The sequence below is a fragment of the Streptomyces sp. SID12488 genome (genome assembly GCF_010548275.1).
Classification (GTDB): domain Bacteria; phylum Actinomycetota; class Actinomycetes; order Streptomycetales; family Streptomycetaceae; genus Streptomyces.
Genome location: NZ_JAAGLT010000016.1, coordinates 33,454 through 54,808, shown reverse-complemented (window position 1 = coordinate 54,808; position 21,355 = coordinate 33,454). Strand labels below are relative to the sequence as shown.

General features: G+C 71.7%; 21 protein-coding genes. 15 read left to right on the top strand and 6 right to left on the bottom strand.

What is annotated here, in order from left to right:
• Window positions 1-56: 56 nt before the first annotated feature.
• Complete coding sequence (locus G3I56_RS23695; protein WP_164412172.1) at window positions 57-1,868, bottom strand: phosphatidylglycerol lysyltransferase domain-containing protein; 1,812 nt, start codon at window positions 1,866-1,868, stop codon at window positions 57-59.
• A 224-nt stretch (window positions 1,869-2,092) separates the two neighbouring features.
• Here G3I56_RS23695 and G3I56_RS23690 point away from each other — a divergent pair, with 224 nt between their 5' ends.
• Together G3I56_RS23690 and G3I56_RS23685 are read left to right on the top strand one after the other, a co-directional pair.
• Complete coding sequence (locus G3I56_RS23690; protein WP_164412170.1) at window positions 2,093-3,214, top strand: alpha/beta hydrolase-fold protein; 1,122 nt, start codon at window positions 2,093-2,095, stop codon at window positions 3,212-3,214.
• Window positions 3,215-3,302: 88 nt separating this feature from the next.
• Window positions 3,303-4,616, top strand: coding sequence for a hypothetical protein (locus tag G3I56_RS23685; RefSeq protein WP_164412168.1), 1,314 nt, complete (start codon window positions 3,303-3,305; stop codon window positions 4,614-4,616).
• A 79-nt stretch (window positions 4,617-4,695) separates the two neighbouring features.
• Here the strand turns inward: G3I56_RS23685 and G3I56_RS23680 are convergent, their stop codons facing one another.
• Together G3I56_RS23680 and G3I56_RS44040 are read right to left on the bottom strand one after the other, a co-directional pair.
• Window positions 4,696-6,033: a PH domain-containing protein gene (locus G3I56_RS23680; RefSeq protein WP_164412166.1), complete on the bottom strand. Its 1,338-nt coding sequence runs from the start codon at window positions 6,031-6,033 to the stop codon at window positions 4,696-4,698.
• Complete coding sequence (locus tag G3I56_RS44040; RefSeq protein ID WP_239135059.1) at window positions 6,030-6,569, bottom strand: PH domain-containing protein; 540 nt, start codon at window positions 6,567-6,569, stop codon at window positions 6,030-6,032. The genes G3I56_RS23680 and G3I56_RS44040 overlap by 4 nt, the downstream gene beginning before the upstream one ends.
• A 40-nt stretch (window positions 6,570-6,609) precedes the next feature.
• Here G3I56_RS44040 and G3I56_RS23670 point away from each other — a divergent pair, with 40 nt between their 5' ends.
• The gene (locus G3I56_RS23670) at window positions 6,610-7,770 is read left to right on the top strand and encodes an NADH-quinone oxidoreductase subunit D (protein WP_164412162.1); all 1,161 of its coding nucleotides are present in this window, start codon (window positions 6,610-6,612) and stop codon (window positions 7,768-7,770) included.
• Window positions 7,771-7,789: 19 nt separating this feature from the next.
• Here G3I56_RS23670 and G3I56_RS23665 read toward each other — a convergent pair whose 3' ends face one another.
• Window positions 7,790-8,803: an SAM-dependent methyltransferase gene (locus tag G3I56_RS23665; protein ID WP_164412160.1), complete on the bottom strand. Its 1,014-nt coding sequence runs from the start codon at window positions 8,801-8,803 to the stop codon at window positions 7,790-7,792.
• Window positions 8,804-8,934: 131 nt separating this feature from the next.
• On the opposite strand from G3I56_RS23665, the gene G3I56_RS23660 reads away from it, so the two are divergent.
• On the top strand, window positions 8,935-10,137 hold the full coding sequence (locus G3I56_RS23660) for a sensor histidine kinase (protein ID WP_164412158.1): 1,203 nt from the start codon (window positions 8,935-8,937) through the stop codon (window positions 10,135-10,137).
• Between the two features lie 59 nt (window positions 10,138-10,196).
• Window positions 10,197-10,868, top strand: a complete 672-nt coding sequence (locus G3I56_RS23655) for a response regulator transcription factor (RefSeq protein WP_164412156.1) — start codon at window positions 10,197-10,199, stop codon at window positions 10,866-10,868.
• 69 nt (window positions 10,869-10,937) lie between these two features.
• On the opposite strand, the gene G3I56_RS23650 is transcribed toward G3I56_RS23655, so the two are convergent.
• A complete protein-coding gene (locus G3I56_RS23650; protein WP_164412155.1) occupies window positions 10,938-12,140 on the bottom strand; it encodes a beta-eliminating lyase-related protein in 1,203 nt (400 codons plus the stop codon).
• Window positions 12,141-12,332: 192 nt separating this feature from the next.
• On the opposite strand from G3I56_RS23650, the gene G3I56_RS23645 reads away from it, so the two are divergent.
• From G3I56_RS23645 to G3I56_RS23600, 10 genes are all read left to right on the top strand, one after another.
• Window positions 12,333-13,286 (top strand): DUF2520 domain-containing protein, encoded by a 954-nt coding sequence (locus tag G3I56_RS23645; protein WP_164412153.1) that lies wholly within the window; start codon window positions 12,333-12,335, stop codon window positions 13,284-13,286.
• Window positions 13,283-14,305 (top strand): pantoate--beta-alanine ligase, encoded by a 1,023-nt coding sequence (panC, locus tag G3I56_RS23640; protein WP_164412151.1) that lies wholly within the window; start codon window positions 13,283-13,285, stop codon window positions 14,303-14,305. The genes G3I56_RS23645 and panC overlap by 4 nt, the downstream gene beginning before the upstream one ends.
• The gene (locus tag G3I56_RS23635) at window positions 14,302-16,065 is read left to right on the top strand and encodes an L-aspartate oxidase (RefSeq protein ID WP_164412149.1); all 1,764 of its coding nucleotides are present in this window, start codon (window positions 14,302-14,304) and stop codon (window positions 16,063-16,065) included. The genes panC and G3I56_RS23635 overlap by 4 nt, the downstream gene beginning before the upstream one ends.
• A gap of 5 nt (window positions 16,066-16,070) precedes the next feature.
• Window positions 16,071-17,057, top strand: coding sequence for a carboxylating nicotinate-nucleotide diphosphorylase (nadC, locus tag G3I56_RS23630; protein ID WP_164412147.1), 987 nt, complete (start codon window positions 16,071-16,073; stop codon window positions 17,055-17,057).
• 10 nt (window positions 17,058-17,067) lie between these two features.
• Window positions 17,068-17,865, top strand: coding sequence for a type III pantothenate kinase (locus tag G3I56_RS23625; protein ID WP_105970850.1), 798 nt, complete (start codon window positions 17,068-17,070; stop codon window positions 17,863-17,865).
• Window positions 17,866-17,982: 117 nt separating this feature from the next.
• The gene (locus G3I56_RS23620) at window positions 17,983-18,624 is read left to right on the top strand and encodes a hypothetical protein (RefSeq protein ID WP_164412345.1); all 642 of its coding nucleotides are present in this window, start codon (window positions 17,983-17,985) and stop codon (window positions 18,622-18,624) included.
• A 135-nt stretch (window positions 18,625-18,759) separates the two neighbouring features.
• Window positions 18,760-18,942, top strand: coding sequence for a hypothetical protein (locus G3I56_RS23615; RefSeq protein WP_164412145.1), 183 nt, complete (start codon window positions 18,760-18,762; stop codon window positions 18,940-18,942).
• Between the two features lie 66 nt (window positions 18,943-19,008).
• Window positions 19,009-19,485, top strand: a complete 477-nt coding sequence (locus G3I56_RS23610) for a BlaI/MecI/CopY family transcriptional regulator (RefSeq protein ID WP_164412143.1) — start codon at window positions 19,009-19,011, stop codon at window positions 19,483-19,485.
• A gap of 9 nt (window positions 19,486-19,494) precedes the next feature.
• Window positions 19,495-20,028, top strand: coding sequence for an amino-acid N-acetyltransferase (locus tag G3I56_RS23605; RefSeq protein WP_164321957.1), 534 nt, complete (start codon window positions 19,495-19,497; stop codon window positions 20,026-20,028).
• Between the two features lie 227 nt (window positions 20,029-20,255).
• A complete protein-coding gene (locus G3I56_RS23600; protein ID WP_164321959.1) occupies window positions 20,256-20,591 on the top strand; it encodes an Lsr2 family protein in 336 nt (111 codons plus the stop codon).
• Here the strand turns inward: G3I56_RS23600 and G3I56_RS23595 are convergent.
• Window positions 20,570-21,250 (bottom strand): SCO3374 family protein, encoded by a 681-nt coding sequence (locus G3I56_RS23595; protein ID WP_164412141.1) that lies wholly within the window; start codon window positions 21,248-21,250, stop codon window positions 20,570-20,572. The two genes, G3I56_RS23600 and G3I56_RS23595, sit on opposite strands and share 22 nt — an antisense overlap.
• Window positions 21,251-21,355 lie beyond the last annotated feature (105 nt).

Sequence of the window (21,355 nt, the reverse complement as noted above, 5' to 3'; positions counted from 1 at the left end):
GAGAACATTCGCGGCTCGGTCGAAAAGCAATTCGTGGACCCGTCCACGTCACCGCGTCACACCGCACGCACCCTGCTTCTCTCCGCCGTCGTCCCGTGGGCGCACGGGCGGGGAGCCGAGGTGCGGCGGCGGAGGATGCGGGGGAGGGCCAGGGTGACGAAGCCCTCCGCCTGCATGGCGGCGAGGCCGATACGGGGTAGGTCGCTGGAGGTGCGGTAGACGACGAAGCGGGGCTCCCAGCGGGGCTGGAACTTGGCGTTGAACTTGTACAGGGACTCGATCTGGAACCAGCGGGAGAGGAAGACGAGTAGGCCGCGCCAGGCGCGCAGGACCGGGCCGGCGCCGATCTTCTCGCCGCGGGCCAGCGCCGAGCGGAACATGGCGAAGTTCAGCGAGACACGGGCGACGCCGAGGCGGGGGGCGGCCTCCAGGGCGGCCACGATGAGCAGTTCGTTCATGCCGGGGTCGGCCGCCCGGTCGCGCCGCATCAGGTCCAGGGAGACGCCGTCGGTGCCCCAGGGCACGAAGTGCAGGATCGCCTTCAGGTCGCCGTACGGGCCGGGCGTCTCGTCGGCCTTGTGGGCGGTGGCGATCAGGCAGTCGCCGTCGTCCGGGTCGCCGATGCGGCCCAGGGCCATGGAGAAGCCGCGCTCGGTGTCGGTGCCGCGCCAGGCCTCGGCGGCGAGCCTGATCCGCTCCAGTTCGTTCTCGCCGAGGTCACGGATGCGCCGTACCCGGGTTTCGTAGCCTGCGCGTTCGATGCGTTTGACCATCTGGCGCACGTTGCGCATCGCGCGCCCGGAGAGGGAGAAATCCACGACGTCCACCACCGCCTCGTCGCCCAGTTCGAGGGCGTCGAGGCCGGTCTCGCGGGTCCAGACCTCGCCGCCGGTCTCGGAGCAGCCCATGACGGCGGGGGTCCAGGAGTGGGCCTTGGCCTCGTCCATGAAGCGTTCGATGGCGCCGGGCCAGGCTTCGACGTCGCCGATGGGGTCGCCGCTGGCGAGCATCACGCCGGAGACGACGCGGTAGGTGACGGCGGCCTTGCCGCTGGGGGAGAAGACGACCGCCTTGTCGCGGCGCAGCGCGAAGTGGCCCAGGGAGTCGCGGCGGCCGTGCTTGTCGAGCAGGGCGCGCAGCCGGTCCTCGTCCTCCGGGGTCAGGTGCGCGGCCGGGTGTTCGGGCCGGAGCGCGAAGTAGATCGTCGTGAGGGCGGTCAGCAGGCCCAGGGCGCCGAGCGAGAAGCCGACCGTCCAGGAGGTGGGCCCGTCGTAGTCGACGGGGCCCTCGAAGCCGAACAGGCCGTACAGGACGTGGGTGATGCGGTCGGCGAGGCTCGGGTCGCCGTACATGCGGTCGCCGTGCGCGCTCACTATGACCAGCCCGAGCGCGAGTGAACCGGCGCTCATCAGTACGAAGTTGGTGAGCGCGCGCCAGCGGCTGCGCGGGTCGGGCAGCGCCTCGAACTCGGTGCGGTGGCGCAGCAGCACCACCAGCAGGAGTACGGAGATGACGAGCCCGACGATCGAGTGCCGGTAGGCGAACTGGGCCACGGCGCCGGCCGGCAGCAGGGCCACGGCGGCTCGCCAGGCGCGGCGCTTGCGGCGCCTGAGGCCGTGCGCGAGGAGCAGCAGCAGGACGCCGGTGCTGAGCGAGAGCGCGGCGGCGAACGGGCCGAGCGCGCCGGGCAGCACCTCCGCGATCGTGTGCATCCGGCTGTGCCTGAAGCGCGGGAAGACTCCCGCGGCGATGTCGACCAGACCCACGAGCGCACAGGCCCGGGCGACGACGGCGGGGACGGCTTCGGGACGCGGACCGCGCAGTATGCGCCGTACTCGGCTTGATCGTCCCGGAACCTCGACCGACATTTCCCCATCTATCCTGACAGACATCGCATCCCGTAGTTCTGCGAGAGACCTGGAATCCGGAGCCAATCCGGCATCCGGCGACATTGCGCCCTCTAGGACGGTGTCTCAGGGGAAGAGGTTCACTCCCCTGTGGAAAGCCGTATCAAAGGACATCCAAAGTCCGGGGCAAGCCGCAGTGAAGGAAGCGCGCGCGTCGCCGGCGAAGAGAGTGGGCGACTGCAGTCATGGGTCTCACGAGCAAGACAGTGCTGGCGCTGGCGATCCTGGCCGCCGCACTGCTGTTCATCGGCACCATCGTGTTCTGGCCCCGGCTGGCGCGCCGCAACTGGCGGGCCGTCGGCGGCCGGACGGTGCTGCTGCTGGCCACCCAGGTCGCGGTGTTCGCCTCGGTGGGTCTCGCCGTCAACCAGAGTTTCGGTTTCTACGCCTCCTGGGACGACCTCCTGGGCAAGGAGACCGACCAGGGAGTGGTCGTCGACCAGAGCACCGGGGTACACGGCGGCTTCCAGGTGCTGTCCACCCAGCCGGTGAGCGTGCCGGGCGGACACCTGCCCAGGGTCGGCGGCCAGATCCAGAAGATCGGCATCGTCGGCAAGAAGACGGGGATCACCTCGCCGGCGTACGTCTATCTGCCACCGGAGTACTTCCAGCCGCGGTACGCGAAGCGCGCCTTCCCGGTGGTCGTCGTGCTGACCGGCTATCCGGGGACCGCCAAGGCCCTGGTCACCAAGCTCAACTTCCCGGACACGGCGCACGGGTTGGTGAGGGACGGCCGGGCGCAGCCGATGATCCTGGTCATGCTGCGGCCGACCGTGGCGCCGCCCCGGGACACCGAGTGCGTGGACGTGCCGGGCGGGCCGCAGACGGAGACGTTCTTCGCCCGGGACCTGCCTGCGGCCGTCGCGGGCCACTACAGGGTCGGGCCGAGGCCCGGCGGTTGGGGCATCATCGGCGACTCGACGGGCGGCTACTGCGCGCTGAAGCTCGCGATGCACCACCCGCGCGTGTACACGGCGGCGGTGGGTCTGTCGCCGTACTACAAGGCGCCGATCGACGCCACCACGGGAGACCTCTTCCAGGGCGACAAGCGGCTGAAGCACCACGCGGACCTGGAGTGGTACGGCAAGCACATGCCGCCGCCGGACGTCTCCCTGCTGGTCACCACCAGCAAGCACGGGGAAGCCAACTACGGTGCGACGATGAGGTTCGTGGACATCGTCAGGACGAAGGCCCCGACCAGGATCTCGACGATCGTCCTGGAGAGCGGCGGCCACAACTTCAACACCTGGCGGCGGGAGATCCCCGGTTCGCTGGAGTGGCTGAGCGGGCGGCTGACGGAGCGCTGACACCCCAAGGCCCGCGCAGGGTTTGGCGCTGCGGTGTTTTTACCGGGCGGGGCACCAAGATTCGCCTACGCGCGGTAAGTTTCTGGCCATGCCACGTGGACGTCACCGCCATTCACCACCTCTGCACCGGCTGCTGCCTCCTGCGGCGATCGCGGGCGTCTCGCTCGTCTGCGCCCTGGGGCCATGGATGTTCACGGATACCGGCGTCCTGCGGGTGATCGCCGCGTTCGCCGCGGCGATCACGGTCGTGGGCGCGGCCGTCATGCGCCGCTGGGACGGGGAGGCGGGCAAGCAGGTCGCCGACCTCACGCGCGCGCGTGCGGGTGACGACTGGCGGCACGAGGAGCGTGCCGCCGAGCTGGAGACCGACCTGGAGGAGTCCCGCGAACTGCGGGTCAAGCTGGAGCAGAAGCTGCGCGCGAAGCGGGCCGAGCTCCAGAAGCTTCGCAACGAGCACGCGGCGCTGCTGCGGCGGTACGCCACTGCGGAGACCGAGCGGGCCAGCGCGCTGGAGGGCAGGCGGCTGCTGGAGCTGGAGACCTCGGCCCAGGACACGGACGTCGCAGTCGACGTCGACGCGGATGAGGTTGCGGATACGGCGGACGTCGACGTAAAGTCGGCTGCGGCGACGGATTCGGCGGACGCGGTGGACAAGGCGGACGAGGCCGACTCCGACGCGGCGGCGCTGGACGCGGCGGCGGCCGGGGTGTCGGCGGCGCTGGGCACGGTCGGTGCGCGGACCCCGGATGACACTGAAGACGCCGACGACACGGAGTCGGAGGAGAGCCCGGCGGCATCGGCGATCTTCTCCCCGGAGGGTTCCTCGCTGTTCCTGCGGGCGCGGGCGGCCCTGGCCAGGTTCGACGGCGAGGTTCCGGCGAAGGCCGAACCGGCCCCAGACACCGCGGAGATGTCCGCCGAGGTCCCGGAGGCCCCCGAGGTCGCCGACAGCCCCGCCGCCGCCAAGGCGGAGGCCGTGCTGGAGGACGAGGCCATGGGGAAGCCCGAGGCGGCCCGCGGGCATACGCGCGCCGCCTCCACCCCCACCGAGGCGAAGCCCGCCAAGCCGATGCGCGGTTTCGGGCACTTCACCGTGCCGACCGCGGTTGCCGTCGTACCGGCGACCGCGCCCATGCGCAGGCTCGCCGTCCCCGGCGGGTTCGACTTCTTCGGCACACAGAAGGAGACGGCGTCGGCCGCGCTGGACGCCGTGCAGAACGAGGACCTCGCCGACGTCGTCGGGCAGGAGGCGCTCGCGCTGCACAAGGCGGAGTCCGAGGCGCAGTTCAAGCCCGCGGACGAGGAGTCGCGCGGGGTCGGCAACGGTCAGGTGATCGACCTGACGGCGCACGACGAGACCGAGCAGATCGACCTGCAGGGGCTGCGGAGCGCGGCTTCCTGACGTTCAGGTCCCGGGCCCGGGAACCCCTCAGGCCCCGCTCAAGCCCTCCCGGGTACCCCCGCGGCGCCTGTTACGCCTGTCATGCCATCCACCGGTCCGGTCGCGCGTCCCGCCGTCCTGTCCGGGAGCGTTCGGCCTGCCCCCGGAGCAGTTCCGCGGCCTCCTGGGCGTCCCGTAGACCGGCTGTGACGGTCTTGTTGGCCCCCGTGTCCACATGGACGTCCGCGAGGCCCTTGAAGCGCGCCCAGGGCCCCTGCTCCAGCCGTACGCTCTGGACCTTGGCGTGCGGGACCAGGGCCAGGCTGCGGCGCAGCAGTCCGTGCCGGGAGACGAAGACGCTGTCGGTGACGGCGATGCCGTAGCCCCGCCACCAGAACGGCAGGCACCAGCCCGCCCGGCGCGGCGGACGCGACAGCGACGCGGGCACCGTCACCCCGGGCAGCACCTGGCCTATCACCGCCTCCGCGATCTCACGCGGAGCCACCGGCACCAGCACCGAGTTGGACGAGCCCGCCACGTCCAGCTCCACCCGGACCCACCCGCGCCGCCGCCACAGCAGCGGTTCCACGATCCGTACGGTCTGCACGCGCCCCGGCGGCACCGTCTCGTGCGTGCGGTCCAGGAGGCCGTGGTCGATGCGCAGCCCGTCCGGGGACTCGCCGACCGTCCAGTCGTACTCGCTGATGAACCGGCCCACGCTGCTCGCGCCCGCCGCGCCGAGCAGCGGCACGCCCGTCGCGAGCACTGTCCACAGGCTGTGGGTGGCGAACCAGAGGACCGGCGGTACGACCAGTGCGGCGGCCAGCGATCCCCAGGTCGCCCCGGTCAGCACCAGGGAGACGGCGAGCACGCGCGCGGGGATGTGCAGCAGCTGCCGGGACGGTGCCTCGCCCACCTCGTGCGCGGTCTCGGGCGCGAACCCGGCGGCGCGGGCGAGGAGTTCGGCCCGCAGGGCACGCGCGTGCCCCTCGCCCAGGTACGCCAGCTCGTCCTTCTTGTCCGTCCCCACGACGTCGAGCTTGAGCTTGGCGACGCCCGCGACCCGGGCCAGCAACGGCTGGGTGATGTCGACGGCCTGGATGCGTTCGAGCCGGATGTGCGCGGTGCGCCGGAACAACAGGCCGGTACGTATGCGCAGTTCGTTGTCGGTCACCGCGAAGTGGGTGAACCACCAGGTTAGAAAGCCGTACAGGGCGCCCCCGACGAGGCACACGGCGAGGCCGAGCAGCAGGGTCGTGGTCGTCAGCCGGGTCAGTTGCCGCTGCGCCTGGTTGGGGTCGTGCACGGCCCACCCGATGAGCACGGCGACCGGCGCCCACGCCCGCCTGAGCGGTGTGACGGGATGCAGCCGCTGCTCGACGACCGGCTGTTTGCCGTCCTCCGTGGGTACGTCCGTCTCGGTGCCCGGGGTCGTCACAGCCCCGCCGATCGGGCCTGGCCGAGCTCGGTGAGCCGGTCCCGCAGCCGTTCGGCCTCCGCCGGTTCGAGGCCCGGGATCAGCGCGTCGGTCGCGGCGGCGGCCGTGTGCAGCTGCACGCTGGCCAGCCCGAAGTGCCGTGCGACGGGGCCCGACGTCACCTCGACCAGCTGCATCCGTCCGTACGGCACGATCGTCTCCTCGCGCCACAGCACACCCCTGCTGATCAGCAGGTCGTCGGCGCGCTCCGCGTACCGCCAGGAGGCCCAGTTGCGGCCCAGCATCCGCCAGCCCCACAGCAGCAGGACCAGCGGCAGCAGCGCGAAGGCAGCCCAGGCGGGCCCGGCGAGCAGGCCGGGCAGCAGCCCCGCACCGAGCGTCAGCGGCACCAGCCAGACCACCAGCAGCAACCGGCGCATCTTGAGCAGGTCCCGCGGCAGCCCGGTCCACACCGGTTCGCCGTGCTCTTCGCCGTGCCCTGCGTCGTGCCCATCGCCTCGCGTTTCGCCCGCGGTTTCCGGGCTCCCCGTCTCCATGGCGCAAGCGTACGTACGACAGACTGTGTCCATGAGTCCCATGGCGGAGCGAACCGAGCCCACGGAGACCGTCGTCGGTATCGGCGGTGCCGCGGAGAGTACCGACATGGTGCTCAACATCGGGCCCCAGCACCCGTCCACGCACGGCGTGCTGCGGCTGCGGCTGGTGCTCGACGGTGAGCGGATCCAGCACGCGGAGCCGGTGATCGGCTATATGCACCGCGGCGCGGAGAAGCTCTTCGAGGCGCGCGACTACCGTCAGATCATCATGCTGGCGAACCGGCACGACTGGCTGTCCGCGTTCTCCAACGAGCTGGGCGTGGTCCTCGCCGTGGAGCGGATGCTCGGCATGGAGGTCCCCACGCGCGCGGTGTGGACGCGCACGCTGCTCGCGGAGCTGAACCGGGTGCTCAACCACCTGATGTTCCTGGGCTCGTACCCGCTGGAGCTGGGCGGGATCACGCCGATCTTCTACGCCTTCACCGAGCGCGAGGAACTCCAGCACGTCATGGAGGAGCTCTCCGGCGGGCGCATGCACTACATGTTCAACCGCGTGGGAGGCCTCAAGGAGGACCTCCCGGCGGGCTGGACCACGCGCGCGCGCGACGTCGTCTCGTCCGTGCGCTCGCGCATGGACCGGTTCGACGACCTGGTGCTCGGCAACGAGATCTTCCGGGGGCGCACGCGCGGCGTGGGCGTGCTGCCGCCGGAGGCCGTGCACGCGTACGGCGTGAGCGGGCCGATCGCGCGCGCCTCGGGCGTCGACTTCGACCTGCGCCGCGACGAGCCGTATCTGGCCTACGGGGAGCTCCAGGACACCCTGAAGGTCGTCACCCGGCAGGAGGGCGACTGCCTCGCCCGCTTCGAGTGCCTCCTGGAGCAGACGCACAACGCGCTCGACCTGGCCGACGCCTGCCTCGACCGCCTCGCCGAACTGCCGCCCGGCCCGATCAACCAGCGCCTGCCGAAGGTCCTCAAGGCGCCCGAGGGTCACACGTACGCGTGGACCGAGAACCCCCTGGGCATCAACGGCTACTACCTCGTCAGCAAGGGCGAGAAGACCCCGTACCGGCTGAAGCTGCGCTCGGCCTCCTACAACAACATCCAGGCGCTGGCGGTCCTGCTGCCCGGGACGCTGGTCGCGGACATGGTGGCGATCCTGGGGTCGCTGTTCTTCGTGGTCGGAGACATCGACAAGTAGGGCAAGTAGGACAAGTGGGTCACAAGAGCGGGTCGGGGATCCCCGCGGGCTCCACCAGCCACCCGAAGTCCCCGAGGCCGCCCGGCGCCGTCAGCTCGGCGGCCTCTCCGGCGCCCCCCAGGGCCCGTACGTACGCTGCGGGGTCCGTGGACGCCAGGGACAGCGGAGGGCGGCCACCGGCCACCCCGAGGGCGTGCAGGGCCTCCCGCTGGGTCAGCAGCCGCCCTCCCGGGCCCGCGCAGGCGTCCAGCGCCACATGGGCGGTCAGGTCGCACGAGCCGTCCGGCACGGGTGCCGTCCCGCGGCCGGCCCGGAAACCGGTGAGCGTCCCGAAGGGCGGCCGGGCGCCGGCCGTGTGGGCGTAGTCGACGGCGACGGCCAGCCCCCGGTCGACAGTGGCCCTGGCGGCGGCCCAGGCGGTGTCCCTGGGGAGCCCGGTCTCGGCCCGCAGCCCCGTCTCCGGGGGCAGTGGCCACCACCGCGCCAGCCACTCCGCGTCCGCACCGACGACCGGCTCCCCGAGCCGCTCGCTCCCGTCCCGCCGTACGAGGACCAGGCGCGGTACGCCCGCCGGGTCCACCTCCACCACCTCCACGGGGACGTTGTCCAGCCACTCGTTGGCGAACAGCAGGCCGGTGATGCCGCCGGGGGGCTCGGCCAGCCACTCGACGCGGTGATCGAGGTCCGCGGGGCGGTCGGCCAGCTCGACGGCGTACCCACGCGCGCGGGCGGCCACCTCCGGGGGCAGGGCCGCGAGGACACCGGTGACGAGTTCGCCCCGGCCCGCGCCCATGTCGACGAAGCCCAGCGACGTGGGGTGGCCCAGCGCCTCGTCGACCCGGCACAGCAGCCGCGCCACGGCACCGGCGAAGAGCGGCGACGCGTGGACGGACGTACGGAAGTGCCCGGCGGGCCCCTCGGGCCGGCGATAGAACCCCTGTTCGCCGTACAGCGCCTCCTGTGTCGCCGCACGCCAGCCACGCCACTCGCCCGCTGTCCGGCCCGCCGCCGCGCCCACCGTCTCTCCTGCCACGGGGTCAGGCTAGGGCCCGGACCCCCGCCGCCCAGGGGAGAGGCTCTCCACCTTGCGGAGTACGCCGGGCCGTTGCGGATCGACCCTCCGGTTGACCCCGGCACACACAACGCATCCCTACGCTGGGTTACGTGCAACGCGTCTATGACTTCCTCCGCAGACACCCGGCATGGGTGGACGGCTTCTGGGCCGTCTTCCTGTTCGGGATCTCCATGCTGAGTGGAGCCGTCCAGAACGAGAATCCGGGTGCCGTGTCCCCGGCGGTGACCGCCGTCCTGACGGTCCTGCTGTGCCTGGTGATCGCGCTGCGCCGGCGTATGCCCGAGCGGATGCTCGTGCTGGCCGCCGCGGTCGGGCTGGCGCAGCTGGCCCTGGACGTCGAGCCGGTGCCCGCCGACTTCGCCCTGTTCGTGATCGTCTACACGGTGGCGGTGAGCGGGCCCCCCTGGGCCTCACGGTTCGCGCTGATCGGCGGTCTGGTCGCGTCCCCGCTCGCCCAGTTGCGCTGGCCGGAGAAGGAGTCGAGCACCGCGGGCAATCTCGCCCTGATGGTCTTCCTGGCGGTGCCCTTCGCCCTCGCCTGGGTGCTCGGCGACTCGCTGCGCACCCGCCGCGCCTACTTCGCCCAGTTGGAGGAGCGGGCTGCCCGCCTGGAGCGGGAGCGCGAGGCACAGGCCAAGGTCGCGGTCGCCGCCGAGCGCGCCCGGATCGCCCGCGAGCTGCACGACGTCGTCGCGCACAACGTCTCCGTGATGGTGGTCCAGGCCGACGGCGCCGCCTACGTCCTCGACACCGCCCCCGAACAGGCGAAGAAGGCCCTGGAGACCATCTCCGGCACCGGCCGCCAGGCCCTCGCCGAGATGCGCCGTCTGCTCGGTGTGCTGCGCACCGGCGAGCACCAGGAGGGCTGCGAGTACGTTCCGCAGCCCGACGTCGAGCAGCTCGACGAGCTGATCGAGCAGTGCCGTACCTCGGGCCTGCCCGTCGACTACAAGATCGAGGGCACCCCGCGCCCGCTGCCCAGCGGCGTGGAGCTGACGGCGTACCGCATCGTGCAGGAGGCGCTCACCAACACCCGCAAGCACGGCGGCCCGAACACCGGAGCGAGCGTGCGTCTGGTCTACTTCGACGACGGTCTCGGCCTGCTCGTCGAGGACGACGGCAAGGGCGCCCCGCACGAGCACTACGAGGAAGGCGGAGCCGACGGACAGGGCCACGGCCTGATCGGCATGCGCGAGCGTGTCGGCATGGTGGGCGGCACCCTGGACGCGGGCCCGCGCCCGGGCGGTGGCTTTCGCATCAGCGCCCTGCTGCCGCTCAAACCCGCTCATTGACACGTGCACGTTCGATCAACGCATTGATGTTCGACACGTACCGACCGGAGGACCCCGCCATGCACATCCGTGTGATGCTCGTCGACGACCAGGTGCTGCTGCGCACCGGGTTCCGGATGGTGCTCGACGCCCAGCCGGACATGGACGTCGTGGCGGAGGCGGGCGACGGCGTCGAGGCGCTCCAGGTGCTCCGGGAGACCGAGGTCGACGTGGTGCTGATGGACGTACGCATGCCGAAGCTCGACGGGGTGGAGACCACCCGGCGCATCTGCCAGGGCGACGACCCGCCCAAGGTGCTGATCCTGACCACCTTCGACCTCGACGAGTACGCCTTCTCCGGGCTGAAGGCGGGCGCCTCCGGCTTCATGCTCAAGGACGTGCCGCCCGGCGAGCTCCTCACCGCCATCCGCTCCGTGCACAGCGGTGACGCGGTCGTGGCCCCCTCGACGACCCGGCGGCTCCTCGACCGCTTCGCGCCCATGCTGCCGGCCACCGGCAAGCAGCCCGAGTACAAGGAGCTGGAGCGGCTCACCGACCGGGAACGCGAGGTCATGATCCTGGTCGCCCAGGGCCTGTCGAACGGCGAGATCGCGGCCCGGCTGGTGCTGTCGGAAGCGACGGTGAAGACCCATGTGGGCCGCATCCTGACCAAGTTGGGGCTGCGGGACCGGGTGCAGGTGGTCGTCCTCGCGTACGAGACGGGGCTCGTGCGGGCCGGCGGAGGCGGCTGACCGCCTGTTCCACCGGCCCGTCCGCCGGTCACCTGAGGACGCCCTCCAGGAAGTCGCTGCCCGGCCGGGCTACAGCCGCTCCATGAACTCCGTCACCGCCACCTTCACCTCGTCCGCCGTCCACTCCAGGCCGGCGGCACGGACGAACACCTCGGTGAACGCGAGGCCCGGGCCGCCGCGGCTCCAATCGTTGGAGAACAGGAGGGTCTTCGTCTCCTCGCCGTGCCGGACCGCGGCCTCCGCGGCGACCTCGGGGTCGTACGGCAGCCAGACCTGGAACTCGTTCGTGTGCGGCACCTCCGGGTGGACGCGCGCCCACGGCACCCCGGCCGCCGCGAAGCCTTCGCGCAGCGCGGCGGCGACCACGCGCGCGTGGGCCACGTACTCCGGGAGGCGGGGCAGCTCGCGGTCCAGGCCGACGAGGGCGGACAGGACCGTCGGGAACTGCTGGAAGACCGCGCCTCCGTAGCGGTGCCGCCAGGCCTTCGCCTCCTCGACGAGGGTCCGCGGGCCCGCCAGTGCGGCACCGCCGTAGCCGTCGAGGGACTTGTAGAGGGACACGTAGACGCTGTCCGCGAGGTCCGCGATCTCGTCCAGGGGGCGGCCGAAGTGGGTGGTGGACTCCCACAGGCGGGCCCCGTCGAAGTGCACCACCGCGTCGCGTTCCCGCGCCGCCGCCACGACCTCGGACAGCTCATCCCAGGTGGGCAGCACGAAACCGGCGTCCCTGAGGGGAAGTTCCAGCATCAGCGTCCCGAAGGGCTCGTCGAAGTCGCGCACCTCGTCGGCCGTCGGCATCCGGGGCTCGCTCGTCACCCGCAGCGGGCGCAGTCCGCCGAGCGTGCTGAACGCGTTCCGTTCGTGCACCTCGGGGTGGGCGAGCGCGTGCAGGGCGACGGCCGGGTTGCCGGTGCGGCCCGCCCAGCAGCGCAGGGCCACCTGCTGGGCCATCGTGCCGGTCGGGAAGAAGGCGGCGGCCTCCTTGCCGAGCAGTCCGGCGACCCGCTCCTCCAGGGTCTCGACGATCCCGCCGCCGTAGATGTCCGACGGCTCGTCCAGGTCGTACGACTCCCGCGCCTCGTCGAGCAGCGCCAGCCGCTCCCCGATCGTCCCGAGGAACCCCGGGCGGGCCAGGACCCGTTCGGCGCTCCGGAGCGCGGCCCGGCGCCGCAGCCGTCGTTCCTTCCCGCCCTGCTCCGGGCCCTGATCCGTGCCCTGCTCCGTGCCGGGTTTCTCGCCCGGTCGCCCGCCCTCATCCGCCCTGTCGCTCATGCCCGGGATCATCCCGCGCGCGGGATCGGGCAGTCACGCGGTTTTCCGTCGGCCGTGCGCGGAGGGCGTGCGGTCACCCACAACCTGTGGACAACCGGACGCCTCCGGGACCGATCGCGTTAACATGACGAGAAATCGTCCGGTACATCGTCCGGTACCCCGAGCGGACTGGAACGGGAAGGCCGTCGTCGAGTGAGTACATTCCAACAGCCAGACCCCAGGGACCGCCCCGCGCGGCTCACCGTCGGCGTGGTCGGTGCCGGACGCGTGGGTCCCGCGCTGGCCGCGTCCCTGCAACTCGCCGGGCACCGTCCGGTGGCCGTGTCCGCGGTCTCCGACGCCTCCGTCCGCAGAGCCGCCGAGCTGCTCCCGGACGTTCCCGTCGTGTCGCCCGCCCAGGTCATGGAACGCGCCGAACTGGTCCTGCTGACCGTCCCGGACGACGCCCTGCCCGGCCTCGTGGAGGGCCTCGCCGAGACCGGCGCCGTACGCCCGGGACAGCTGATCGTGCACACCTCCGGGCGGTACGGCGCGAAGGTCCTGGACCCCGCCCTGCGGGCCGGCGCGCTGCCGCTGGCCCTGCACCCCGCCATGACGTTCACCGGCACCCCTGTGGACGTACAGCGGCTCGCCGGGTGCTCCTTCGGGGTCACCGCGCGCCCCGAGCTGCGGCTGGCCGCCGAAGCCCTCGTCATCGAGATGGGCGGCGAGCCCGAGTGGATCGCCGAGGAGAGCCGCCCGCTCTACCACGCGGCCCTCGCCCTGGGCGCCAACCACCTGGTGACCCTGGTCGCCGAGTCCATGGACCTGCTGCGCGCGGCCGGTGTCGAATCCCCCCACCGGATGCTCGGCCCACTGCTGGGCGCCGCCCTGGACAACGCGCTGCGCTCCGGGGACGCGGCTCTCACCGGGCCCGTCGCGCGCGGGGACGCGGGCACCGTCGCCGCCCATGTCGCGGAGCTGCGCAAGCACTCCCCGCAGAGCGTCGCCGGATATCTGGCGATGGCCCGCGCGACCGCCGACCGCGCGCTCGCGCACGGCCTCCTCAAGCCGGAACTGGCCGAGGACCTCCTCGGGGTGCTCGCGGAGGGCGCGAGCCCGCCCGCGAGCCCCGAAAGCCCGAACAGCGACGGGGGAGAGCGATGAGCAGCCGATTCTGGGGAATCCTGTCCGACACCGACGCTCTGGCGGACGCCCACGCGCACATCGGTGTGCCGGGACACAACGCCGTCGTGATGACCATGGGCGCCCTCCACGAGGGCCACGCCACCCTGATCCGGACCGCCCGCGCACACGTCGGCCCCAAGGGCTTCGTGACCGTCACCGTCTTCGTGAACCCTCTCCAGTTCGGCAAGGGCGAGGACCTCGACCGCTACCCGCGCACCCTCGACGCCGACGTCGAACTCGCCGGACAGGCGGGCGCGGACGCCGTGTTCGCCCCCTCCGTGGACGAGGTCTACCCGGGCGGCGAACCCCAGGTGCGGATCAGCGCGGGCCCCATGGGGGAGCGGCTGGAAGGGGCCACGCGCCCCGGGCACTTCGACGGCGTGCTCACCGTCGTCGGCAAACTGCTCCACCTCACCCGCCCCGACGTGGCCTTCTTCGGGCAGAAGGACGCCCAGCAGCTCGCGATGATCCGCCGGATGGTCCGTGACCTGAACTTCGGCGTGGAGATCGTCGGCGTCCCGACCGTGCGCGAGCCCGACGGCCTGGCCCGCTCCAGCCGCAACCGCTATCTGTCCCCGGAGGAGCGGCGTACGGCGCTCGCCCTCTCCCAGGCCCTGTTCGCCGGCGGCGACCGGCACGCCGCCCAGGAGGCGCTGCGCGCGCGGGCCCGCGAGGTGCCTGCCACGCACGCGCGTGCCCAGGCCCTCAGCGCGCTCGGGGAATCCCGAGCCGCCGCCGACGCGCACGCCGTCGCGAAGGTCCCCGGAGGCGCTCCCGCCGCCGTGCGGGCCGCCGCCCGCCTCCTCCTGGACGACGCCGCCCGCCTCCGGCCCCCGCTGGTCCTCGACTACCTGGCCCTGGTCGACCCCGCCGACTTCACCGAGATCCCGGACGACTTCACGGGCGAAGCCGTCCTCGCCGTCGCAGCCAAGGTCGGGACGACCCGGCTGATCGACAACATCCCTCTCATTTTCGGACCCCCCGGAGCCGCCTTGTGAGCACCACAGGCCCCACCGCCGGCCACGCCGGCACCTCCACCGGCATACGGCTGCACGCCCCCGCCCCCGGCTGGGCCCTCTCCGCGGACGTCGTGGTCGTCGGCTCCGGTGTCGCCGGGCTCACCGCGGCCCTGCGCTGCGACGCGGCCGGCCTGAGGACGGTCGTCGTCACCAAGGCCCGCCTCGACGACGGCTCCACCCGCTGGGCCCAGGGCGGCATCGCGGCGGCCCTGGGGGAGGGCGACACACCCGAACAGCACCTGGACGACACCCTGGTGGCCGGCGCGGGCCTGTGCGACGAGGAGGCCGTACGGATCCTCGTCACGGAGGGACCGGACGCCGTACGGCGGCTCATCGAGACCGGCGCCCACTTCGACGAGTCCTCCGAAGGAGGACTCGAACTGACCCGCGAGGGCGGCCACCACCGCCGCCGGATAGCGCACGCGGGCGGCGACGCGACCGGCGCGGAGATCTCCCGCGCCCTCGTCGAGGCCGTCCGCGCGCGGGGCCTGCGCACGGTCGAGAACGCGCTCGTCCTGGACCTCCTGACGGACGCCGACGGCCGTACGGCGGGCGTGACCCTGCACGTCATGGGAGAGGGCCAGCACGACGGCGTGGGCGCCGTCCACGCGCCCGCCGTGGTCCTCGCCACCGGCGGCATGGGCCAGGTCTTCTCCGCGACCACCAACCCGTCCGTGTCGACCGGCGACGGCGTGGCCCTCGCCCTGCGCGCGGGCGCCGAGGTCAGCGACCTCGAGTTCGTCCAGTTCCACCCCACGGTGCTCTTCCTGGGTGCCGACGCCGAGGGCCAGCAGCCGCTCGTCTCCGAGGCGGTACGCGGTGAGGGCGCCCACCTCGTCGACGCCGACGGCGTGCGCTTCATGACCGGCCAGCACGAACTCGGCGAACTCGCGCCCCGGGACATCGTCGCCAAGGGCATCATGCGCCGCATGCAGGAACAGGGCGCCGAACACATGTTCCTGGACGCCCGGCACTTCGGCGCCCACATGTGGGAGCACCGCTTCCCGACGATCCTCGCCTCCTGCCGCGCCCACGGCATCGACCCGGTCACCGAGCCCGTCCCCGTCGCCCCGGCCGCCCACTACGCCTCCGGCGGCGTCCGCACCGACTCCCGGGGCCGCACGACCGTCCCCGGCCTGTACGCGTGCGGAGAGGTCGCCTGCACCGGCGTCCACGGCGCCAACCGGCTCGCCTCCAACTCCCTCCTGGAGGGCCTGGTCTACGCCGAGCGCATCGTCGCCGACATCACCGCGGCCCACGCCGGAAACGGCCTCCACGCACGCGTGCCCGCACCCGTCCCGCACCCCGAGAAGCCCGCGCACCCGCTGCTCGCCCCCGAGGCCCGCTTCGCGATCCAGCGCGTCATGACCGAGGGCGCCGGAGTGCTGCGCTCCGCCGCCTCCCTGGACACCGCCGCCGCGGCCATCCAGAAACTGCACGCAGAGGCCCGCGACGCCCTCGACGAGAACGGCAAGACCGCCGAGCCCGGCGTCGACACCTGGGAGACCACCAACCTCCTGTGCGTGGCCCGCGTCCTGGTCGCCGCCGCCCGCATGCGCGAGGAGACCCGCGGCTGCCACTGGCGCGAGGACCACGCCGAGCGCGACGACACGACCTGGCACCGCCACATCGTCGTACGGCTGAATCCCGACCGGACGCTGGCCGTACACACCACCGACACCGCAGACTTCCCCCCGACCCGGCATCATCAGCCGGAGCACCGTCCCCAGGAGCAGTGACAGTAGTGAGCACCCCCGACCTTCCCCTCGCCCAGAGCGGCGGCTGCGGCGACGGCTGCGCCTGCGGCTCCGACCCCGACATGGCGGACGAGGTGTACATGGAGTGCGGCCTGGACCCCGCGCTCGCCGCCCTCCTCGCCGACGCCGGCCTCGACCCCCTGGAGGTCGAGGACATCGCCAATGTCGCCATCCAGGAGGACCTCGACCACGGCGTGGACGTGACGACCGTCGCGACCATCCCCGAGGAGGCCCGCGCCACCGCCGACTTCACCGCCCGCGAGGGCGGCGTCGTCGCCGGCCTGCGGATCGCCGAGGCGGTCGTCTCCGTGGTCTGCACCGACGAGTTCGAGGTCGAACGGCACGTCGAGGACGGCGACCGCGTCGAGGCCGGCCAGAAGCTGCTCAGCGTCACGACCCGCACCCGTGACCTCCTGACGGCCGAGCGCAGCGCCCTCAACCTCCTGTGCCGCCTGTCCGGCATCGCGACCGCCACGCGCGCGTGGGCGGACGTCCTGGAGGGCACCAAGGCGCGCGTGCGCGACACCCGCAAGACGACTCCCGGGCTGCGCGCCCTGGAGAAGTACGCGGTCCGCTGCGGCGGCGGCGTCAACCACCGGATGTCCCTGTCGGACGCGGCACTCGTCAAGGACAACCACGTGGTCGCCGCCGGCGGTGTCACCCAGGCCTTCGAGGCCGTCCGGGAAGCCTTCCCGGACGTACCGATCGAGGTCGAGGTCGACACGCTGCACCAGCTGCGCGAGGTGCTCGACGCGGGCGCCGACCTGATCCTCCTGGACAACTTCACCCCCGGCGAGTGCGACGAGGCCGTCGCGCTCGTCGACGGCCGCGCCGTGCTGGAGGTCTCGGGCCGGCTCGTCCTGGACAACGCCAAGGAGTACGCCGACACCGGCGTCGACTACCTGGCGGTCGGCGCCCTCACCCACTCCTCGCCGATCCTCGACATCGGTCTCGACCTGCGAGCGGCGGAGTAGGTACACGGCCATGCTGCTGACCATCGACGTAGGAAACACCCACACCGTCCTCGGCCTCTTCGACGGCGACGAGATCGTCGAACACTGGCGCATCTCCACGGACGCGCGCCGCACGGCCGACGAACTCGCCGTCCTCCTCCAGGGCCTCATGGGCATGCACCCGCTCCTCGGGGACGAGCTCGGCGACGGCATCGACGGCATCGCCATCTGCGCGACCGTCCCGTCGGTGCTGCACGAGCTGCGCGAGGTGACGCGGCGGTACTACGGCGATGTGCCGGCGGTGCTGGTCGAACCCGGCGTGAAGACGGGCGTACCGATCCTCACCGACAACCCGAAGGAGGTCGGCGCGGACCGCATCATCAACGCGGTCGCCGCCGTCGAGCTCTACGGCGGCCCCGCGATCGTCGTCGACTTCGGTACGGCGACCACGTTCGACGCGGTGTCCGCGCGCGGGGAGTACGTCGGCGGGGTGATCGCGCCCGGGATCGAGATCTCGGTCGAGGCGCTCGGCGTGAAGGGGGCGCAGCTCCGGAAGATCGAGGTGGCGCGGCCCCGGGCGGTGATCGGCAAGAACACGGTCGAGGCGATGCAGGCGGGCATCATCTACGGGTTCGCGGGTCAGGTCGACGGTGTGGTGACGCGGATGGCGAAGGAGCTGGCGGAGGATCCGGACGACGTGACGGTGATCGCGACGGGCGGGCTGGCGCCGATGGTGCTGGGTGAGGCGTCGGTGATCGACGAGCACGAGCCGTGGCTGACGTTGATCGGGCTGCGGCTGGTGTACGAGCGGAACGTGTCCCGTATGTGAGTCCCCTCAAACGCCGGACGGGCTGAAAACGCACGCCACGCCCGTCCCTAATGTCGAATTTGTCTGATTAGCGCGTATCGTCGCCGCATGCCCACGCCATTCGGATCTCGCGGCGGCATGGCGTTCGGTGCGGAGGAGCTGCGTGTGCTCCGTCGCGCCCTCGCCCTCGCCCCCCACCCCGGCCCCGCCTCCGCAGAGGACGTCCAGGACTGTCTCCGGCTCGCCGAGTCCGTCGACGAGGCGGCGCACGAGGGGGTCAGGCTGCGGGCCTTCCTCGTGGCCGATCTCGCCCGCTACCGCGCCGCTCTGCCCGGCACCGCCGCCGGCTTTCTCACGCTCCTGGAGGAGGCGCTGGGCGCCGGGTACCGCCCGAGCCCGGACGACCTCGCCGCCCTCCGCGCCCTGCGGGGGAACCCGGTCGCCGCCGCCCTCCTGGACCGCTGCCTGCGTCACGCCGAGCGGGACGTACGGGCCCGGCTGAGCGCCAGAGTGGCCGGCCGTGCGCCGGCCGCACCCACGGTGCCCGCCTCCCGTACCCGCCTCCTGGCCCTGCCCGGCGGTCTCGCCACCGAGGAGCCCGTCAGGAAACCCGGTGACAAACCCGCGGAGAAGCAGCCTTACGAGCGGCCCGCACCCGCACCCCGGCCCGCACCCGACGCCCCCAGGCCCGCCCGCCCCGTCCCCACCCCGGGCGAGGTCTTCCCGCGCCGCAAGCCGACCCCGCCCGCGAATCCCCCACAACAGCTGGCCGCGGGCTGAGCGGACAGACCGAACAGCCAGACCGAACAGCCAGACCGAACAGCCAGGCTGAACAGACAGGCTGAACAGAGCTGGAACCACCAAGGCCCGGGCCCGCGCCCGGGCCTTTCTTCGGGCCTGGCTACTCTGGACCCCATGGACTACGTCTCCGCGCTCGTGCCCCCCGTAGTGATGGCCGCGCTCTTCGCCGCCGTGATCGTGACGATGGTGAAGAGTCAGGGCGGTGCCAACAAGGGCAAGGAGGACGCGGCCGCCGACGCCGCCATCGCCCGGGCCGAGCAGGCGTCACAGGCTGGGCAGGACCGCCCCGTTTCGTAGCTATTTGGCGCTGAATGCGCACGTCCTTCACGCTATTCACCGTTTCTCCCACTAGTGTGCTGAGTTGTGCCTCGCCCATTGGGAGAACTCGAAGACGCGGTCATGACGCGGGTGTGGAAGTGGAACCGCCCGGTCACCGTTCGGGAAGTCCTGGAAGACCTTCGGCAGGAACGGTCCATCGCCTACACCACGGTGATGACCGTTCTGGACAATCTCCATCAGAAGGGCTGGGTCCGTCGTGAGGCGGAAGGCCGCGCCTATCGATATGAGGCGGTCTCCACCCGCGCCGCCTACTCGGCCGCGCTGATGAACGACGCGTGGTCGCAGAGTGACAACCCCGCCGCCGCTCTCGTCGCCTTCTTCGGCATGATGAGCGAAGAACAGCGGCTCTCCCTCAGGGACGCCGTTCACATCGTCCAAGGGCCGGAACAGGTCGAACGGCCCCGGCAGACCGACAAGACCGAACAGACCGACAAGACCGAAGTCGCGGAACATACCGTCTTCGAGAACCCCGCCTCGGTCCAGGACCCCACCGGGCGATAGCGTCCGCTCATGTCAGCGATCCGTCCCGAAGCCACCGCGAAAGCCATCACCGTCCGGCGGGCCAGGACCAGCGATGTCCAGGCCGTACGCGGACTCCTTGACTCGTTCGTCCGTGGTCGTATCCTGCTCGACAAAGCGACGGTGACGCTTTACGAGGACATCCAGGAGTTCTGGGTCGCGGAACGCGACGACAACGCTGAGGTCGTGGGGTGCGGTGCACTCCACGTCATGTGGGAAGACCTCGCCGAAGTCCGCACTCTTGCCGTGAACCCCGACCTCAGAGGTTCCGGTGTCGGGCATCAGTTGCTGGAGAAGTTGCTGCAGACCGCCCGTTGGCTCGGTGTTCGTCGCGTTTTCTGTCTGACCTTTGAAGTGGACTTCTTCGGGAAGCACGGCTTCGTGGAGATCGGTGAGACGCCCGTTGACACCGATGTCTACGCCGAGCTGCTGCGTTCCTATGACGAGGGCGTCGCGGAGTTCCTCGGTCTCGAACGAGTGAAACCGAACACCTTGGGCAACAGCCGGATGCTTCTGCATCTGTGATCGGGCATCGGGCAATTCCTGTCGGCCGCCCTGCCCCGGTTCCCTATGTCCGAAACGCGCACGTTTCCGGCCCGGGGAAGGGAGGTCTGTCTCTCCCGGGGGTTTGTGTTTTTCCGGCAAAAGCGGTTTGCTTTCCGATGTACTGCAGTACTGCATATAACAGGGGACGCGAATCGGCGGCGCACGCTGCGGCCTCGGCTCCCAAGTTATCGATGAAAGGAAATCCGGTGGCACAGAAGGTTCAGGTCCTTCTTGTCGACGACCTCGACGGCGGCGAAGCCGACGAGACCGTGACGTTCGCGTTGGACGGCAAGACGTACGAGATCGACCTCACGACTGCCAATGCCGACAAGCTTCGCGGTCTCCTCGACGCCTACGTCAAGGGCGGTCGTCGTACCGGAGGCCGTGCTTCGGGTGGGCGTGGAAAGGCGCGCGTCGCCACTGGCGGCAGCCAGGACACCGCGCAGATCCGTGCCTGGGCGAAGGAGAACGGCCACGACGTCAATGACCGCGGCCGTGTTCCCGCGATCATCCGCGAGGCTTACGAGAAGGCCAACGGCTGAGCGCTCACGCGCCGCAGCCGGATGCGATGGCATTGCGTCGCCAGCGTGTCCACCAGCCGTACGAGATCGGGGGCGCCTCCGACGCCCCCCAGGGCCGACATGGTCGGCAGCGGGATTTCCGTCCCGCAGCCTGTTTCAGGGGGCCGCAGCCAGACAGCGGCCCCCTGCGGATTTTCACGGCCCGGCAAGTCGCCCGTACCGCCGGGAATTCCGGGCAGTGCGGGAAGCCCGGGAGACAGGGGCGCCTCGATGTGGCAGCCCGCGCCGATCGCCCTCAGGTCCGGTGTGAGCCGGCCCCACTCCAGCCAGTCCAGCAGCCCCGGCAACTCGTCGGCGCTGCCCGCGGCCACCAGCAGCAGCATCCGGTCCCCGCACAGGGCCACCGGAGAACCCGGCGCTCCCGTCCGCGCCCGGTGGCGCAGTGCCGCGAAACCCGCCTCCGCCGGCACGTCCAGCACGTCGAAGCACAGACCCACGGCCAGTCGCGGCCAAAGCCCCGCGGAACCGGAGCCGGGCACTGTCTCCCATCCCAGTTCGTTCTCGTACCAACGCCGGACAACACCGGTGACATCGCTACCGGCGTTGCTCGTGAGACCACCGGCGGTGTCGCCCGTATCAAGAGCAAGAGGGCGACGAGGAAGGGGGACCGTGGGGACCATGCCAAAGCCAACCGCCGGAAGAGCCCGCGAGTTACGCTGGGTGTCCTCGCGGGCGCACAGAGTGCCGATTCCCGAGGCGCGCAGAGCGGTTCGGCGGCGCAAGGT

What these genes read in the sequence shown, in the direction of transcription:
- G3I56_RS23695 (WP_164412172.1), bottom strand. Translation starts at nt 1,868, where the DNA reads ATGTCGGTCGAGGTTCCGGGACGATCAAGCCGAGTACGGCGCATACTG.
- G3I56_RS23690 (WP_164412170.1), top strand. Translation starts at nt 2,093, where the DNA reads ATGGGTCTCACGAGCAAGACAGTGCTGGCGCTGGCGATCCTGGCCGCC.
- G3I56_RS23685 (WP_164412168.1), top strand. Translation starts at nt 3,303, where the DNA reads ATGCCACGTGGACGTCACCGCCATTCACCACCTCTGCACCGGCTGCTG.
- G3I56_RS44040 (WP_239135059.1), bottom strand. Translation starts at nt 6,569, where the DNA reads ATGGAGACGGGGAGCCCGGAAACCGCGGGCGAAACGCGAGGCGATGGG.
- G3I56_RS23670 (WP_164412162.1), top strand. Translation starts at nt 6,610, where the DNA reads ATGGCGGAGCGAACCGAGCCCACGGAGACCGTCGTCGGTATCGGCGGT.
- G3I56_RS23655 (WP_164412156.1), top strand. Translation starts at nt 10,197, where the DNA reads ATGCACATCCGTGTGATGCTCGTCGACGACCAGGTGCTGCTGCGCACC.
- G3I56_RS23650 (WP_164412155.1), bottom strand. Translation starts at nt 12,140, where the DNA reads ATGAGCGACAGGGCGGATGAGGGCGGGCGACCGGGCGAGAAACCCGGC.
- panC (WP_164412151.1), top strand. Translation starts at nt 13,283, where the DNA reads ATGAGCAGCCGATTCTGGGGAATCCTGTCCGACACCGACGCTCTGGCG.
- G3I56_RS23625 (WP_105970850.1), top strand. Translation starts at nt 17,068, where the DNA reads ATGCTGCTGACCATCGACGTAGGAAACACCCACACCGTCCTCGGCCTC.
- G3I56_RS23620 (WP_164412345.1), top strand. Translation starts at nt 17,983, where the DNA reads ATGGCGTTCGGTGCGGAGGAGCTGCGTGTGCTCCGTCGCGCCCTCGCC.
- G3I56_RS23615 (WP_164412145.1), top strand. Translation starts at nt 18,760, where the DNA reads ATGGACTACGTCTCCGCGCTCGTGCCCCCCGTAGTGATGGCCGCGCTC.
- G3I56_RS23605 (WP_164321957.1), top strand. Translation starts at nt 19,495, where the DNA reads ATGTCAGCGATCCGTCCCGAAGCCACCGCGAAAGCCATCACCGTCCGG.
- G3I56_RS23595 (WP_164412141.1), bottom strand. Translation starts at nt 21,250, where the DNA reads ATGGTCCCCACGGTCCCCCTTCCTCGTCGCCCTCTTGCTCTTGATACG.